Source organism: Streptomyces sp. NPDC058646, assembly GCF_042716875.1.
Lineage (GTDB): Bacteria > Actinomycetota > Actinomycetes > Streptomycetales > Streptomycetaceae > Streptomyces.
In genome coordinates, this window is record NZ_JBHXRK010000015.1 from 121,128 (window position 1) to 138,425 (window position 17,298).

At 74.6% G+C, this 17,298-nt stretch carries 8 protein-coding genes; 3 read left to right on the forward strand and 5 right to left on the reverse strand.

The genetic code is table 11. The annotated features are described in order from the left end of the window. Positions 1 to 18: 18 nt before the first annotated feature. The 5 genes from ACFWUZ_RS19760 to asnB all read right to left on the reverse strand — a co-directional run bounded on the left by ACFWUZ_RS19760 (position 19) and on the right by asnB (position 11,787). Complete coding sequence (locus tag ACFWUZ_RS19760) at positions 19 to 789, reverse strand: aspartyl/asparaginyl beta-hydroxylase domain-containing protein (RefSeq protein ID WP_384374089.1); 771 nt, start codon at positions 787 to 789, stop codon at positions 19 to 21. A 63-nt stretch (positions 790 to 852) separates the two neighbouring features. After that, on the reverse strand, positions 853 to 7,392 hold the full coding sequence (locus ACFWUZ_RS19765; RefSeq protein ID WP_384374092.1) for an amino acid adenylation domain-containing protein: 6,540 nt from the start codon (positions 7,390 to 7,392) through the stop codon (positions 853 to 855). Continuing rightward, positions 7,389 to 9,176: an AMP-binding protein gene (locus tag ACFWUZ_RS19770; protein ID WP_384374095.1), complete on the reverse strand. Its 1,788-nt coding sequence runs from the start codon at positions 9,174 to 9,176 to the stop codon at positions 7,389 to 7,391. The genes ACFWUZ_RS19765 and ACFWUZ_RS19770 overlap by 4 nt, the downstream gene beginning before the upstream one ends. Then, the gene (locus ACFWUZ_RS19775; protein ID WP_384374274.1) at positions 9,173 to 9,880 is read right to left on the reverse strand and encodes an aspartate/glutamate racemase family protein; all 708 of its coding nucleotides are present in this window, start codon (positions 9,878 to 9,880) and stop codon (positions 9,173 to 9,175) included. The genes ACFWUZ_RS19770 and ACFWUZ_RS19775 overlap by 4 nt, the downstream gene beginning before the upstream one ends. Further along, entirely contained in the window at positions 9,877 to 11,787 is a 1,911-nt protein-coding gene (gene asnB, locus ACFWUZ_RS19780) for an asparagine synthase (glutamine-hydrolyzing) (protein ID WP_384374098.1), read from the reverse strand. The genes ACFWUZ_RS19775 and asnB overlap by 4 nt, the downstream gene beginning before the upstream one ends. A 649-nt stretch (positions 11,788 to 12,436) precedes the next feature. Here asnB and ACFWUZ_RS19785 point away from each other — a divergent pair. The 3 genes from ACFWUZ_RS19785 to ACFWUZ_RS19795 all read left to right on the forward strand — a co-directional run bounded on the left by ACFWUZ_RS19785 (position 12,437) and on the right by ACFWUZ_RS19795 (position 17,238). After that, positions 12,437 to 13,249, forward strand: coding sequence for a thioesterase II family protein (locus ACFWUZ_RS19785; protein WP_384374101.1), 813 nt, complete (start codon positions 12,437 to 12,439; stop codon positions 13,247 to 13,249). A 75-nt stretch (positions 13,250 to 13,324) separates the two neighbouring features. After that, positions 13,325 to 14,935, forward strand: coding sequence for an amino acid adenylation domain-containing protein (locus ACFWUZ_RS19790; RefSeq protein WP_384374104.1), 1,611 nt, complete (start codon positions 13,325 to 13,327; stop codon positions 14,933 to 14,935). Further along, entirely contained in the window at positions 14,932 to 17,238 is a 2,307-nt protein-coding gene (locus ACFWUZ_RS19795) for a M20/M25/M40 family metallo-hydrolase (protein ID WP_384374107.1), read from the forward strand. The genes ACFWUZ_RS19790 and ACFWUZ_RS19795 overlap by 4 nt, the downstream gene beginning before the upstream one ends. Positions 17,239 to 17,298 lie beyond the last annotated feature (60 nt).

A 17,298-nucleotide genomic window follows, 5' to 3' on the forward strand; every position in this document is an offset into this window, starting at 1 on the left:
GTCGGTGCGGCGCTGGGCTCAGACGGCCATCAGGTACTGCTGGAAGCGCGGCATGAGGATGGTCAGCGCCTTGATCTCCACCTCGGTGAGTTCCGGGTGCCAGACGTCCCACAGCAGCACCGAACGCTGCCGGGTACCGCGGTTCCACGCCTCGTGGATGAAGCTGTCGTCGAAGAGGATGACTTCGCCCTCCTGCCAGGTCCGCTCGTCGTCGGCGACCTTGATCGAGCAGTCCGGCGGCACGACGAGCGGCAGGTGCGCGGTGAGCAGCAGGTTCACTCCGCCCGTGTGGGGGGTGATGTGCACACCCGGGTTGAGGACCGTGAACATGCCGTCGCGGGGCCCGTGCGGGGTCTGCTCCAGGCTCGCCACCGTCACCGGGCACTGGGCGCGGGCCTCGGCCCGCCACTCGCCGTTGCGGTAGAGCTGGTAGGTGTCCCAGCCCTGCCAGCCCAGCTCCTTCGTGTACAGGTCCTCGTACGGGGCGAAGCGCGCCTGCTCCTCGCGCAGTGCGTGGAACTCCGCCAGGATCTGCGGGTACGCGTCCTGCATCGTGCGGACCCAGCCGGCCCCGCTCGTGTCGTGCCAGGGCAGTGCGCTGATCCCCGGGAAGAAGAGCCGGGTCGGTTCCTGCTCGTCGTGCAGGTACTCGGGGGTGCTGCGGCCCGTGAGGATCGCCAGGCACTCCTCCACCCGCTCCAGACCGGAGGAGCCGAGGAGGCCCTCGAGCTCCTGCATCACCAGGTCGGTGTCCATCCCGCTCATGCCGTTCCCCTCATCGCGTTTCATGTCCGAGATCTGAAATTCCGTGTGCTGCTCGCGGCCGGCCGGTCCTGGCCGGCCAGGACCGCATCAGCCCGAGTCGCGGGCGGCCCGCCGGGCCCGGGCCTGTCCGGTCAGCGCCCCGCGCCGCTTGCTGCCGCGCTGCTGCGCCGCGGCGGCGGCCCCCGCCGCGTCCGGATGCGCCGCGGGCCCGAGGGCGGCGGCGAACTCGGCGATGGTGGGCCGTGCGAAGACGTCCACCAGCCGTACGGGCCGCTCCAGCCGACGGGTCAGTTCGATCTGCAGCTTCGCCGCGAGCAGGGAATCGCCGCCCGCCTCGAAGAAGCTGGTGTGCCGGCCGATCCGGTCGGTGCCCAGCAGCTCCCGCCAGGCGTCGGCGACCGTCTGTTCCAGTCCGGAGCGGGGTGCGGCCCCCGCCTCCCGGTCAGGCCCCTGCGTCTCGGGCAGCGGCAGCCGCGCCCGGTCCCGCTTGTTGGTGCGGGTACGGGGCAGCGCGTCGAGGAGCAGCACGTGCTCCGGCACCGCAGCCGCCGGCAGCCGCTGCGCGAGGTGGGTGCGCAGCTCCGCCGCGCTCACCCCGTCGGTGGTCACCGCGTAGGCCGTCAGCCGCTGCGTCCCGCCGGTCCGGTGGACGGCCGCGGCCGCCTCCCGCACCTGCGGGTGCGACTCCAGGACGGCCTCGACCTCCTCCAGTTCGACCCGGTTGCCGCGGATCTTGACCTGGCTGCCGAGGCGTCCCGCGAAGGCCAGTCCGCCCTCCGGCAGCAGCCGCCCCAGATCGCCCGTGCGGTACAGGGTGGCGCCCGGCTCGCGGGGATCGGGCACGTACGCGGCGCGGGACTCCTCCGGCCTGCGGTGGTAGCCGCCCGCCAGGAACTCGCTGCGCAGGTGGATCTCCCCGGTCACGCCGACCGGGCAGACCCTGCCACGGGAGTCGAGGACCACCGCGGACCGGCCCGGGATCGGCTCGCCGACCGGCACCGAGGCCGGGAACTCCTCCCCGGGGAGCAGCTCCCGGTGCGTGGCCAGCACGCACTCGGTGGGCCCGTACAGGTTGTGGATCCGCGGTCGCACCGGCCGGTGCGCCCAGTCGTGGGCCAGCGCCACCGGCAGCACCTCACCGGCCAGCAGCAGGTGCTCCAGGTCCGGCAGCTGCGCACCGGTGGAGTCCAGGACCTCGGCGACCAGCTGGAAGAAGGCGGGGACCAGCTGGATCTGGGTGATCCGTTCCTCGCGCAGCCACCCGGCCATGGCCACCGGGTCGCGGCGCACGTCGTCCGGCGGCACGCAGAGGGTGGCCCCCGAACACAGTGCGGCGAACACCTCCGTGTAGGCGGCGTCGTAGGTGAAGGGCGCCCACTGGGCGATCCGGCTCCGCGGGGTGACGCCGAAGCGGGTGCGCTGCCAGTCGGCGAACTGGGCCAGCGTCGCCTGCGGCAGGGCGATGCCCTTGGGCCGGCCCGTCGACCCGGAGGTGTAGACGAGGCAGAGCGGATCGTCCGGGCCCGCGCCGAGCGGGGTGCCCGCGGCGGGAACCGCGTCCTCCGCGGCGTCGGCGTCGGCGTCGGCCTCGTCCTCGCCGGTGGGCGGGGCCGGGTCGAGGAACTCCAGGGGGTAGCCCCCGAACCGCCCCGCCGCCCGGTCCAGCAACCCGGGACGGCCTGCGGCCACGGCCTCGGCCGCCAGGACGCACACCGGCTCCGCATCGGCCAGCACCGTGGCCAGCCGCAGGTCCGGATCGGACGGGTCGAGGACGGCGAAGGCCGCACCCGTCTTCGCGACACCCAGCGCGGCGGCGCTCTGGACGAGGCCCGTGGGCACCAGGACCGAGACGAACCGTCCCGGACCCGCGCCCAGGGACCGCAGCCTCGCCGCGATCCGGTCGCTCCACCGGTCGAGCTGCCCGTAGCCGATCTCCTGTGCCCCGTGCCGGACCGCCACGGCCTCGGGGGCCGCGGCGGCCTGACGGCGGAACAGCTCGTGTACGGGCACGGCGTGGTCGTCCCTGCCCGGGCCGTCCCCCTCCGGCACCGCCACGGCGTCCGACAGGTCGAGGTCGTCCAGCGGCAGCCCGGGCTCCTCGAGCGCGGCCCGCAGCATCCGGTCGAAGTGACCGGCGAACCGCCCGGCCTGGCCCCGGCTGAACCGGGCGCTCGCGTACTCCAGCTCCCCCTCCAGCGCCCGCGGACCGTCGGTCAGCGAGAGCGTCAGGTCGTACTTGGCGGTCCCGGTCCCGGTCGGTACGAGGGCGCCGAGCGCTCCACCGGGGCCGGGGGCGGCCTCCGGGGTGTTCTGGAAGACGAGCATGGCCTGGGCCAGCGGCGGCCTGGCAGGGTCCCGCGCCAGCTTCAGCGCGGAGACCAGCCGGTCGAACGGGACGAGCGGGCGGTCCAGGTCCGCCGCCAGCGAACGGCCCGTACGCGCCACCAGTTCGGTGAAGGAGGGCGACCCGGAGAGATCGACGCGCACCGGCAGGGTGTTGGTGAAGCAGCCCACCAGCTCGTCGAGTCCGGCGCGGCCCCGGCCCGCCACCGGCACGCCCACGACCACGTCGTCCGTGTCGGCGTACCGGCCCAGGAGGGCGGCGAAGGCGGCCAGCAGCACGGTGAACGGCGTCGTGCGCGCTCCGGCCGCGACCTCCCGCAGCCGTTCGGCGAGCTCCTGCGGCACCCGGACCGGCAGTGCCGCCCCCTCGGTGGTGCGCACGGCGGGCCGGCCGAGGTCGGCGGGCAGCTCCAGCACACCGGAGTGTCCGGCCAGCCGGCCGGTCCAGTAGTCCAGCTGCTCGGCGCGGACGGCCGCGGCCGTGTCCCCGGCCTGCTCGGCCGCGAACCGGCGGAAGCCGGAGGGCAGCGGCGCGGGCGCGGGAGTGCCGTGGACCCGGGCGGAGTAGAAGGCGGCCAGGTCGCGGACCGCGAGACCGATCGACCAGCCGTCCACGGCGATGTGGTGCGCGGTGACCAGCAGCGTCGCTCCCGGACCGTCACCTTCGCCGTCCGCATCCGCACCCGTGCGCACCAGCGTGGCGCGGAGCAGCGGACCGGCGGAGAGGTCGAACGGGCGTCGTGCCTCCGCCTCGGCGAGCCGGGCCAGCTCCCCGGCCCGGCCGGCCGGCCCGCGGTCGCCGGCGGCCCTCAGGTCCACCACCTCCAGCGGCACGGCAGCGGAGGGCGCGTAGACCATCACCGCGGTGTCGTCGCGCAGTTCGCAGCGGGCGGCCAGCACCTCGTGCCGGGCCACCAGGTCGGCGAGCGCACCGGCCAGCGCCTCCTCGTCGGGGGCGTCCGGCAGGGCGAGCCGCGCCGCCAGGTTGTAGGCGGCGCCGCCCTCGTCCAGCCGGTGCAGCAGCCACAGCTGCCGCTGCTGGTCGGTGAGCGGCACGACCGGCCCGACGGGGGCGGACGGTGCCTGCGCCTCGGGCCCGGACCCCACGGCCGGCCGCGTCCCGGCGCACCGCACCGCGAGCTCCCGCAGCACCGGCGCCGCGTAGAACTCGGCGAGTGCGGGCGCGCTGCCGAATTCCGCGGCGAGCCGGGCCAGCAGCCTGGTCGCGGAGAGGGAGTTGCCGCCCGAGGACAGGAAGTCGTCGTCGAGTCCCACGGAGTCCACGGGGACGCCGAGCACCTCGGCCCACACCGCGGCGACGCGCCGCTCGACATCGGTGGCGGGCGCCGGCCGGTCGGCCGGGGACGCCGACACCTCGCGGGCGGCCCGCGTCAGCGCGGGCCGGTCCGCCTTGCCGCTGGTGTTCAGCGGCAGAGAGGGCAGCCAGACGAAGACCGCGGGGATCGCGGCGGCCGGCAGCCTGCCCGCGAGGTGGCGCCGCAGCTCCGCCGCGTCCGCCTCCTGCCCCGTGGCGGTGAGGAAGGCGACCATCCGGGGAGCCGGCCGGTGCGCGCGGTCCAGGACGACGACCGCCTGTGCCACGGCCGGATGCGCGCCCAGGAAGTGTTCCGTCTCCCCGAGCTCGATCCGGTGCCCGAGGATCTTGACCTGCTGGTCGGCCCTGCCGGTGACGCAGATCCGCCCGTCGGGCAGGTGCCGCGCCAGGTCGCCCGTGCGGTACACGGTGGCGCCCCGCGGGTCCACCGGGTCGGGCACGAAGGCCGCCGCGGTCAGGTCCGGCCGCTGCCAGTACCCGCAGCTCACCCCGGCGCCGCCGATGACGAGTTCGCCCGTGGCGCCGCGCGGGACCGGACGGCCCTGCCCGTCCAGCACGTAGCAGACCGTACGCGCCACCGGGTGCCCGACGGTGACCTGTTCCCCGGGCAGGACCCTGCCGACGGTGGACCAGATGGTCGTCTCGGTGGGCCCGTAGAGGTTCCACACCTCGTCGGTCAGTTCCAGCAGCCGCTCCGCGAGGTCCTGGGTCAGGGCCTCGCCGCCGCTGAGTGCGCGCAGCCCCGCGAGGCCGGTCCAGCCGCCGCCGGCCAGCGCGGCCCACAGGGAGGGCGTCGCCTGCATCAGGGTGGCGCCGCTCCCGCTCAGCAGCGTCCCGAGCGCACCGGGGTCGCGGACGGTCTCCCGGGGGGCGACGACGACCTGGGCTCCCACGGTCAGCGGCGCGAACAGTTCGAGCACGGAGATGTCGAAGGACAGCGAGGTCACGGCGACCAGCACGTCCTCGGCCCCGATGCCGGGCTCCCGGGTCACGCTGTGCAGGAGGTTGGCGACGGCGCCGTGCGGCACGGCCACGCCCTTGGGCACGCCCGTGGAACCGGACGTGTAGATGAGGTACGCCATCGCGCCGGGCGAGAGCGCGGGCAGCGGAGCGTCGGAGGGACCGCCCGCGAGCAGCTCGCCCGGGGAGACGGTCCGGATCCCGCCCTGACCCCCGTCGGTGCCGTCGGTCACGAGCAGGACGGCACCGCTGTCCCGCAGCACGTGCTCCGCACGCTCGGCCGGCATGCCCTCGTCGATGGGGACGAAGGCCGCGCCCGCCCGCCAGATCCCCAGCAGCAGCGGCACGAGGTGGGCGCTGCGGCGCACCCGCACCGCGATCCGCTCGCCCGCGACGGAGCCCAGGGCCGCGGCCACGCGGGACGCGCAGGCGTCGACCTCCGCATAGCTGAGCACCGTGGAGCCGTACCGGACGGCGGGGGCGTCACCGTGGGCCGCGGCACTCCGCCGGACGGCCTCCTCGGCGGTGTCCCAGGGGGCGGCCGTGCCGTCGGCGGCGTTGAAGCCGGCCAGTACGCGCTGCTCCTGCTCCCGCGTCATGACCGGCAGTTCGGCGACCGGCCGGTCGGGGTCGTCGGCCGCGGCCCGCACCAGACACAGCAGGGCATCGGCGAACTCCCGCGCCGTCCTGGCGTCGAACAGGCCGGTGCGGTACTCGAAGTCGAGCTCCAGCGCGCCGCAGGGCCGCGGCCGCAGGAACAGGGAGAGGTCGTACTTGGCCGTACCGCTGTGCGAGACGGCGGGCTCCGTCCGCAGCCCCGGGAGCGCCAGCGCCGTCGTCGGCCCGCTGTGGAAGGCGTACATGACCTGGAAGAGCGGTGTGCGCCCGGGGCCGGCCGGGCGGCCGAGGTCGGTGACGACGGTGTCGAAGGGGGTGTCCCGGTGGGCCAGGTCCGCCTTGAGGGCCAGCCGGGTGCGCCGCAGGGCCGCACGGAAGGTGGGCCCTCCGGTGAGGTCGGCGCGGTGGGCCATCACGTTGAGCAGGGGGCCGATGACCGAGGACAGCCGGGGCAGGTTGCGGGTGGCCACCGGCATGCCCACCACCAGGTCGTCCTGGCCGCTGTAGCGCTGGAGCACCGCGCAGAACGCGGTCAGCAGGACGGTCGGCAGGGTCGCCGTCTCGCTGCGGCCCAGCGCCGAGAGCCGGGCGGCGAGCTCGGCCGGCAGCGACACCCGGTGGACCGCCCCGGACAGGTCCGTGCGGTCGGGGTGGGGACGGTCGGACGGCAGGGCGAGGACGGGCAGTTCGCCGCCCAGGCGCTCGCGCCAGTGGTCCAGGCCGCCACCGGTGGCGTCGGCGGCCCGCTGCCAGGCGGCGTAGTCACCGAAGTCGACGTGCGCGGCGGGCTCCCCGGTGCCGCCGTCGCCACCGTCCGCGCCGGGGCCGTCGCCGTCGCCCGCACCCGTACCGGTCGCGGCCGCGTACCGGTCGGCGAGTGCCTCCAGGAACACGCCGAACGCCCAGGCGTCCACCACGATGTGGTGCGCCACGAACAGGAGCAGGTGCTGCTCCGGGCCGAGCCGGAAGAGGTGGGTGCGCAGCAGCGGCGGACGGGACAGGTCGAAGGGCACAGCGGCGGCCGCGGCCACCCGCTCGGCCAGCCGTTCCTCCCGGTCCGCACCGGGCACCGCGCCGAGGTCCTCCAGGACCACGGTCGAGCCGACCCGGTCCGCGAAGTGCTGCCACGGCTCACCGGAGGCGTCGGCCGTCACGCAGGCCCGCATCACCTCGTGCCTGACCGCCAGTTCGGCGAGGGCACGCTCCAGCGCGGCGACGTCCAGCGGCCCCTCGACGCGGAACGCGGCGGTCTCGTTGTGCAGCGCCGTGCCCGGACGCACCTGCTCGGCGCGCCAGATCGCGGCCTGGGCGTGGCTGAGGGGGGCGCGCCCGCGCGCGGTCCGGCGGCCGAACGGCTGGGCTCGGCTCATGCCGACGCCTCCTTCGTGAGCGGTGCGGGCCGGCCGGCGCGGGCTTCCTCGACGGCGACCGCCAGTCCGGCGACGGTGGGGTCGAGGAGGAACGAGCGGAGCGCGACCTCGGCGGAGAACCGGGTGCGCAGCGCGTCGAGCAGCCGAGCCATCGCCAGGGAGGTACCGCCGAGCAGGGTGAAGTCGTCCAGGCGGCCGACGGAGGGCAGGTGCAGCAGCTCCGACCAGAGGGCGGCGATCTCCTGCTCCAGCGGGGTGCGCGGCAGGTCCTCGCCGGCCGCGGCGCGGACCGCGGCCAGCGGCGGCAGGGCCCGCCGGTCCACCTTGCCGCTCAGGGTGCGCGGGATCGCGGAGAGCCGTACGAGGACCGACGGCAGCTGCGCTGCGGGCAGGCGCAGTGCGGCGTGGCCGCGCAGCTCCTCGTCGCCGGCCGAGGCGTCCGCGACCACGTACGCCCCGAGGACCGTGTCGCCGTCGTGGTCGGCCGTCACGGCGCACGCGTCGTGGACCGCCGGGTGGTCGCGCAGGGCCTCCTCGACGGCTCCGAGTTCCACGCGTACGCCGGCGATCTTGACCTGCTGGTCGCGCCGGCCGAGCAGTACGAGCGTGCCGTCCGCGTCGATCCGGCCGAGGTCGCCGGTGCGGTACCGGTTCGGGGGCCGGAACCCGCCCCTGTCGGTGCCGAGGTAGCCGGGCAGCGCGAAGGGGACCTCGATCTCGACCTCGCCGATGGCGTCCGTCGCGGGAGCGCCGGCGACCAGCACCCGTACGGTCACACCGGGCATGGCCCGGCCGGCCGGGACGGGGTCCGCCGAGGTGTCGGAGGCGTCGAGCCGCCGGAAGACCTTGGTCATGGTGGTCTCGGACGGACCGTAGAGGTTGACGAGTTCCTTCGAGTCCCCGAACAGCTCGCGCCACCAGACGACGTCGGAGGCCCGTACGGGTTCACCCGCGAGCAGCGCCACGCGCAGGTCCGGCAGCGATCCGGCATGCGCACCGGCGGTGCGCAGCGTACGGAAGACCGTGGGGACGCAGTGCAGCACCTCCACCCGCTGCTCGGCCAGCCAGCGTACGAGTGCGTCGCCGACCGGAACTCCGGGAGAGGGGGCAACGCACACCGTGCCGCCCGCGCACAGGGGGACGAGCAGGTCGCGCAGGAAGGCGTCGAAGCCGGGGGAGGTGAGCAGGGAGACCCGGGTGCCCTCACCGACGCGGAACTCGGCGCTCTCCCAGTCCACGAAGTGCGCGACCGCCGCCAGGCTGCCCCGGATGCCCTTGGGGCGGCCGGTGGTGCCGGACGTGAAGTAGACGTATCCGGCGTCCGTACGGGCCGCGGGCTCCAGGTGCTGTCCGGACCAGGTCCCCGGGGCGCACTCGTCCGCCCGCAGCAGGACGACCCCCGCCACACCGGCGGCGGCCAGCGCGTCGGCGCCCGCCCGGTCCGCGACGACGCAGGCGGGACGCAGGTCCTCCAGGACGGCGGCCCAGCGGGCGGCCGGCTGCCGTACGTCCACGGGGGCGACGGTGCGCCCGGCGGCGACGCAGGCCAGAAGCGCCACGGCGGCCCGGACCGGGTCGGCGCAGACCACGAGGACGGCTCCGCCGGCTTCTGCGTCCCGGCCGGCTCCACCGGACTCCGCGGACGTCAGCAGCCGGTGCAGTCCGGCCACCTGGTCGGCGAGTTCCCGGTGGCTCCACGTCCGGTCCGGTGCGGACACCGCGCAGGCGTCACCCCGGCGCGTGACGTGGTCGTTCCACCGGGCGAGGAGGGTTTCGTGGCTCACAGCACTCCGTTCCTGATCCGCTCGGCGGCGATCGTCAAGGGGTCGATGGAGGGAAACTCGTCCGCCAGGCCCGAGGCGGCGATCTCCCGTGTCACCAGATGCAGTTCGGTGCACGCCGCCACGAACGCGCGGACGTCGTAGCGCGGGAGGGTCTCGCGCAGGAAGTCGACGCCTCGCGCCGGGTCGCCGCCGCGCTTGATCCGGTAGACCAGTTCGTGCAGGGTCCGCTGGTCGTCGGCGGCCAGCGGCACCAGCCGTTCCCGGACCACCGGGTGGCGCGGGTGCCCGGTGAAGATGCCCGCCCGCGCGGTGCCGCTGGTGCTCAGCAGCAGATGGGGACGGGAGGTGCGTTCGAGCTCGTCGAAGACGATGTCGACCAGGGAGACGCACCGTCCGGCGAGGTCGGCCGGCAGGGCGTCCATCACGTGGTGCGCGGTGAGGCAGGCGATGACGATGCGGTGCGCTCCGGCGGCGGCCAGGCCCCGGACCGAGCGCTCCACGGCCTCGCGCAGCCGGCCGACCCCGTTGCCGCCGATGGCGTCGGTCCGGTCGACCACGGCCGGGTCGGACCAGAGCAGGACGCGCGGGGCGTCCTGCTCCACGGCCCAGGTCCCCTGCTCGTAGACGGTCCGCAGGAGTTCGGTGGAGGCCAGCGGGCCCATGCCGCCCACCACGCCGACCAGCTGCTGCGAGACGGCACTCATCCCAGACACGGCAGACCGAACTCCTCGACGAACAGGGCGAACGTGGCGATGACCATCAGGTAGTCCGTGTCGAGGTGCGCGTGCACCTGGTGGCGGCCCTCCCGCTGGCGGCGGGCGAGCTCGCTCACCGTGGCCGGGTTGAAGTACCCCTGGCGGCGGACCGTCGACGGGGCGATCAGCTCCTCGAACCAGTCCGCTCCGGAGGCGAGGAGGTGGGAGCTGGTCTGGGCCCGGAACCCGTACTTGGGCCGGGCGAGGATCTCGCCGGGCACCAGGGGAACCGCGGCCCGCCGCAGCACCGCCTTCTCCTGGGCGCCGTGCAGCATCAGCTCCGGCGGCACCGTGGTCGCGAAGTCCACGACGTCGCGGGCGAGGAAGGGGAAGCGCAGCTCGACGCTGTGCGCGAGCGCCATCCGGTCGCCGTGGTCCCCGAGCAGGTGGTCGGCGAGGCGGAGGTGGAAGTCGAGGTAGGACCGCTGGTGCAGGGGGTGTCTGCCGATGAGCCGTTCGGGGTCGACCAGGCGCTGACCGGTGACCGAGAAGCTTTCCAGGCCATCCGCAAGGTCGTCCGAATACAGCTCGCGGCGGAACTCCTGGGCTGCTACATGGTCGTTTTCGTAGAAGAGCCCGGTACCCCACATCCGCAGGGCGGCCTCGCGTTCGAGATGGGCCTCCAGGCCCTGCGCCCGGCTGCCGGAAAGGCCCGCGGCGTCGAACCGGTATCCGGGGTATCCGCCGAATAGCTCGTCGGCGCCCTCACCGCTCAGCACGGCACCGGTGCCCGATATCCGGACGGCTCGGGACAGCAAAAGAGAACAGACGTTGTACGACTCGCGCACCGGACACTCGGCGTGGCGGACCATCGTCGTGAGCCAGGAGGCGAGTTCGCTCTCGCGAACGGGCACCTCGTGGTGTTCGGTGTCCAGCTTCCCGGCGACGAGCCGCTGCGCGGAGCTCTCGTCGAAGTCCCGCTCGGGGAAGACCGCCGAGAAGCTCGGCCAGGAGTGGCCCGGGCGCGCGCGTGCCATCAGGGCGCCGATCATGCTGGAGTCCAGGCCGCCGCTGAGGTACATGCCGACGGGCACGTCCGCCTGGAGCCGGCCGGCCACCGCGTCACCGAGGAGGACGGCGGCGCGCGCGGCGTGCCGGTCCAGTTCGGATTCGGCCGCACGGCCCTCCAGGGGCGGGCCCGCGTCGGCCTGGAGCGGGTAGTCCAGGTCCCAGTACCGCTCGGTCCGCACCCCGGAGCGGTCGGCGATCAGCCGCTCTCCGGGGCGCAGGGCGTGCACTCCCTCGAACATGGTGCGGGGGCTGACCAGGCCCGGCAGCGAGAGGACCTGGTCGAGTCCGCGCAGGTCCACCCGGCGCGACACGGCGGGGTGGCGCAGGATCGCCTTCACCTCGGAGCCGAAGACCAACTGGTCGCCGACGACGGTGTAGAAGAGCGGCACGACGCCCGCGTGGTCGCGGGCCAGCAGCAGCCGGTCGGCCACCGAGTCGTAGAGGGCGAAGCCGAACTGCCCGTCGAGGTGGGCCGTCAGATCGAGGCCGTACTCCCGGTAGAGCGGGATCAGCACCTCGGTGTCGCTCGCGGAGCGGAAGCGGTGGCCCCGGGCGGCCAGCGAGTCCCGCAGGCCGCGGTGGTTGAAGATCTCACCGTTGCAGACCGCGACGATCTCCCCGTCCGGGGAGGCGTGGGGCTGGTTTCCGTTGGCCAGGTCGTTGAAAGCAAGTCTGCGGAATCCCAGGGAAACGCTGCGCAGAGAAATCGATCCGGCATCGTCAGGGCCACGGTGAATCAGCTCCGCAGCCATGTCGCGGGAAATCGATTCATGCTCGGAGGCTGATCGGTCAACCGAAAATATTCCAGCTATGCCACACACGTAGAAAGCACCCCAGCAGGCCATGCAAATAGATGTGAAGAGACCTCTGGCAAAGTCAGAGATGAATCCGCGAGGGAGGTCGCTCCCCGTTCCCCGTAAACAATCCAGAGCCCTTTGGTCGCTCGAGGTGGATTGCAGGACCATCAGTCCATGTGATGGCTGGATCTGACCGTACGTGGGTCGAGAGGGCAGGTCAACCCCCTTGTCTGGCGAGCGGTTGGCCGTCGTCGGGCGCGGACGGGCCGCCCCGGGGGTGCCCCGGACCGGGCTGCGCGATTCCTGGAGAACCCGTACCGGAAAGGGTGGCAGCTCCGAATGCGCGGTGTGACGCGGTACGGGGTTGACGCATTAGGTGGGGGTAGGGAATGGTGCTTACGACGGCCACGGGGGAAGGACCGGCCGGGACGGCTTCGGTGTATTTCGGCAGTGTTGCTCGGGTTCGCCAGGGGGATCGGCGCACGAGGCCACGAAGCGGTTGAAAATTCGACTTCCGCAGCTGGGCGAACAAGGATAATCCATGTCCAAAACGGACATGGCGACCATGGGCAGCGTTTTGCTGCAACACGAGGGCATTCAGGCGCTTCCGCCGGACAGGGACTCCGCGAAGGCGGGCCGCACGGGCCCGCTCCGCCGTCGTCCCCGCGGGGCGCCGGGACTAGGGCGGTATGCAGGCATGATCGGTAACCTCGTCGGCGTCGGACAGGACAACTCCCGCTGGGTGCCCTGGAACCGGCCGGCCGACGGCGCGACGCAGACCGGGCGCATCCGCGTCTACTGCCTGCCGCACGCGGGCGGGGCGGCCAGCGCCTACCTTCCCTGGGCCAGATCGACCGACCAGCCCGACCTCGACTGGGTGCCCGTGGAGATCCCGGGCCGCGGCAGCAGACTCCGCGAGGCGCCGCTCACCACCATGGACGAACTCGCCGACGCCCTCATCGGGGCACTGTTCGCCGGGCCCCCGGCCGAACCCTTCGTCCTGCTGGGCCACAGCATGGGCGCTTACGTCGCCCACGAGGTCGCCCGCCGGCTCGAAGCGGCCGGGGCACCCGCTCCGCTGTGCCTCGTGGTCTCCGGGGCCCGGGCGCCGGGCTCGCCCGTCGAACGGACGCTGCACACGCTGCCCGACACCGAGCTGATCGAGGCCCTCGTCGAGCTCGGCGGAACCCCGGAGGAGGTCCTGCGGCACGAGGAGCTCGTCCACCTCATGCTTCCGGTGATCCGCGCCGACCTGACCCTGCTCGCCCGCCACCACGAGGACACCGCCGCCCGGGCCGCCACGGCTCCCCGCGTGTCCTGCCCCGTCCTCGCGCTCGGAGGCACCGAGGACAAGCTGGCCGCACCGCAGTGGATCGCAGGCTGGCAGGCCGTCACCACCGGCCGCTTCCACCAACGGATCTTCGGCGGGGACCACTTCTTCCTGCACGGGCACCGGGCCGCGGTCGCCGAGGAGACAGCCGCGTACGTCCGTACCCAGGTCGCCGGCTGACGCACCGTCCGACCGGACGCCCTCCCCGTTCCGCCCCGCGGACGCCCCGCACACGTACCGCACCCGGAGAAGCAGTTGCCCCACCGAACGCTCCACGCCTGGTTCGAGCACACCGCCGCGGCGGCCCCCGACCGCCCGGCCCTCGACCTGCCGACCGAGGGGCCGGTCAGCTACCGGGACCTCCAGCGGGCGTCCCGGCAGGCCGCCGACCGGATCCTGCACGCCTGCGGCACGCGCCCGGCCCGCGTGGCCCTGCTCGCCGAACGCAGCCTCCCCGCCTACGCCGGCTACCTGGCCGTCCTGCGGCTGGGCGCCGCCGTGATCCCGCTCAACCCGGCGAACCCGCCCGCGCGCAACGTGGAGATCTGTGCCCTCGCGGGGGCCGCCGCCGTCCTCGTGGACGGCGCGGACACGTCCGCGGCCACCGCCTTCGCTGCCGCGATGCAAGCAGCACACCCGGCCGCGCCGCACCTCGCGACCGTGGACCTGGCGGCGGCCTCCGCACTCCCCGCGCCGCGGAGCGCAACGGCCCCTGACCTCCACCGTGCGGACGCCGACGACATCGCCTACGTGATGTTCACCTCGGGATCGACGGGACGGCCCAAAGGGGTCCCGGTCCGCCACCGCAACATCGTGCCCGCGCTCGAACACCACATCGCGCGCTGCGAACTGGGCCCCGGATCCCGGGTCTCGCACACCTACGGACTGACCTTCGACCCGTCCGTCTTCGACCTGTTCGGCGCCTGGTGCTCCGGCGCGACGCTGGTGGTGCCCGACCGCCGCGACCTGTACCGCCCGGTGGACTACATCGTCGACCGGGGCCTCACCCACTGGGACTCGGTGCCCTCGCTGGTGTCCGTGGCGGCGGAACTGGGCGGACTGCCCCCCGGGCGTGCGACCGGCCTGCGCCACAGCGTCTTCGGGGGTGAACCGGTGACGGCGCGACACCTCGCCCTCTGGCGGGAGGTCGCCCCCCACAGCACCCTCCACAACCAGTACGGCCCGACCGAACTCGCGGTCACCTGCACCGTGCACACCCTCCCCGCCGACCCGGCGCACTGGACCACCAGCGCCAACGGCACCGTCCCGATCGGCCCCGTCCACCCCCACCTGGAGGCCCTCGTCGTGGACGAGCAGGGACGGCCCGCCGACGAGGGCGAGCTGTGCGTACGCGGCCCCCAGCGCTTCGACGGCTACCTCGACCCCGCCGACAACCGCGGCAGGTTCCTGCGGACCGCCGGCGAGGGCCCGGCGGAGCCCGTCCCCGCGCCCGGCGAGCCCGTACTGCCCACCGACTGGTACCGGACCGGAGACCGCGTTCGCACCCGGTCCGGGACGCTCCTGCACCTGGGCCGGATCGACGCACAGGTCAAGATCCTCGGCAACCGGGTGGAACTCGGCGAGGTCGAGGCCGCCGTCAGCGACCTGCCGGGCGTCGACGCGGCGGCCGTGGTCGCCGTCCCCGGGCCGGGAGAGGTCCGGCTGGCCGCCTACTACTGCGGCACCCCCAGCCCGGCACCGGAGCTCTCGCGGCAACTGCGCGGGCGGCTGCCCCGGTACATGGTGCCGCAGCACATCCAGCACCTGGACGGGCTGCCCCTGACCACCAACGGCAAGATCGACCGGCGCAGGCTGGAGGCGGACGCCGCCTCACCCGCCGGCCCCTCGGAAAGCGGCACCCGATGACCTCACGGCGCACCCTGGGGGCGCTGTGCGCCCCGCTGCTCCTCGCGCTCGCCGCACTGCTGGCTGGATGGTCCACCTCGGCCACCCCGGCGCCGGCCTCCGCGTCCGCACCGGACCGCGCGTTCTCCGCGGACCGGGCCCGCGCCCACATCGAGGAGACCGCCGCCGTGCCGCACCCCTCGGGTTCCGAGGCGCAGGAGAAGGCCCAGCAGTACCTGGCCGACCGGCTCACGGCCCTCGGGCTCACCCCCGGGTTCCTGGAGGACACCGTCGCCACCGCGACTCCGTACAGCTCGCACCTGGCGGGCCGGGTCCGCAACGTCGTCGCCACCGTCCCGGGACGCGACAGCACCGGCACGGTCCTGCTGGTCGCCCACACCGACTCGGTCGCCGGCGGCCCCGGCGCCTCCGACAACGGACTCGGCGTCGCCTCCCTGCTGGAAGTCGCGCGCGCCCTGAAGGCCGCACCGCAGCAGCGCAACGACGTCGTGCTGCTGTTCACCGACAGCGAGGAACTCGGCCGGCTCGGCGCCAAGGCCTACCTGGCCGACGGCGGCGGCCACCCCGACCCCGCGCGCACGGTGGTCCTGAACCTCGACGCCAGGGGCACGTCCGGACGGACCGTCATGTTCGAAACCGGCCCGCACAGCGGCGCGGTCGTCCCGGCGCTCGGAGACCACCCGGCCCAGGCCACCTCGCTGTCCCGCGAGATCTACCGGATGCTGCCCCACGAGACGGACTTCACCTCCTTCCGGGAGGCCGGGTATCCCGGTCTCAACTTCGCCGTCGTGGGCGGCAGCGCCCGCTACCACACGCCCGAGGACTCCGTCGCCCACGTCGACGACGGCAGCCTCCAGGACATGGGCACGACCGTCCTCGCAGCCACCCGACACCTCGCCGCCGCCGACATCGGCAGCCTGGACGAGGCCGCGGACGCCACCTACTTCAGCGTCGCCGGGCTCCTCGTCCGCTACCCGCAGGGAGCCGGCCTCCCGCTGGCGCTGCTCGCGCTCGCCGGCACGGCCGGGGCCCTGTGGTGGGCGGTCCGCCGCGAGCGGCTGCGGACCAAGGCGGTCCTCGGCAGCACGGCCGCCCTCCCGCTCGCCCTCGCCCTCGCGGCGGCAGGCGGCTGGATCCTCTGGCAGCTGGCCCTGCTCGTCCGCCCGGAGTACGCGAACTTCGTCCACGGCGCGCCCTACCGGGTGGCCCTGCCCACCGCGGGCCTCGTGCTGTTCGCCGGCGCGGCCGGCTGGCTCTGGCTGACCTGGTCGACCCGGCGCGCCACTCCCGCCGAGGCCGCCGGCGCGGTGACCCTCTGGCTCGCCCTGCTCGGCGCGGGCACCGCCGTGGCCCTGCCGGGAGCCTCGTACCTGTTCTGCTGGCCCGCCCTGGCCGGAGCCGCGGGCATCGGGCTCTGCGCCGCTCTTGCCGAGGACTCGCCCTGGCGGCCCGTCACCGCCGCCGTGTGCGGGCTGCCCGCCGTCCTGCTCATCGTGCCGCCGGCACTGCTGCTGCTGGCCACGGTCGGCCCGGCGGCCGCCGCGGCCCCGCTCGCCGTGCTCACCCTGCCGGTCCTCGTCCTCCTGCTGGCCTGGGGCCGCCCGGTCCACGGCCGCGCCGGCACCGCCGCCGGCCTGGCCGCCGCCCTGCTGGCCGCCGGCCTCGTCGGCGCCGGAGCCGCCACGGACGCCCCGGACGCGAGCAGGCCGACCCCGGTCGGGCTGATGTACGCGCTCGACGCCGACCGCGAGGAGGCGTACTGGCTGACCGACCAGCCGGGGGGCGAACCGTTCCTCGACCACTACACCGGCGCCGGGGCGGACCCCGAGCTGGAACGCCGCTTCCCGACCCTGTACCCGGTGGACGGCCTGCGTACCGGAAAGGCCGCGACCGCACCGGTCGCCCGGCCCACCCTCAAGGTCGAGGACCCGGGCGAGGGCGCCACCCGCAGGATCCGGCTCCACCTGGGCACGGAAGCGGCCCGCGCCGACCTGCTCGGCCTGTACGTCGACACCTCGCAGACCGAGGTCGAGAGCGTCACGGTCGGCGATATCACCCTCCCCGGAGCGGTCAACCGGCCCTTCACCGCGACCCCCTGGAAATGGGGGCTGGTCCTGAACGCGCCCGGCAGCGACGGCGCCGAAGTCACGCTGACCGTACGGTCCGAGGGGCCCGTGCGCCTGCTGGTCACGGCGCAGAGCGGCGCCGTCCCCTCCGACGCGCTGGACCTGCCCCGACCCGGCGCGCTCACCTGGTCACCCGAGTTCTCCGGAGCCGTCGCCACCCGCGTCTTCACCCTGTGACGCGGTCCGGCCGACCCGCCCCGCCACCCACCGACCCGTCCGGCGCAGTCCCGCGCCGCC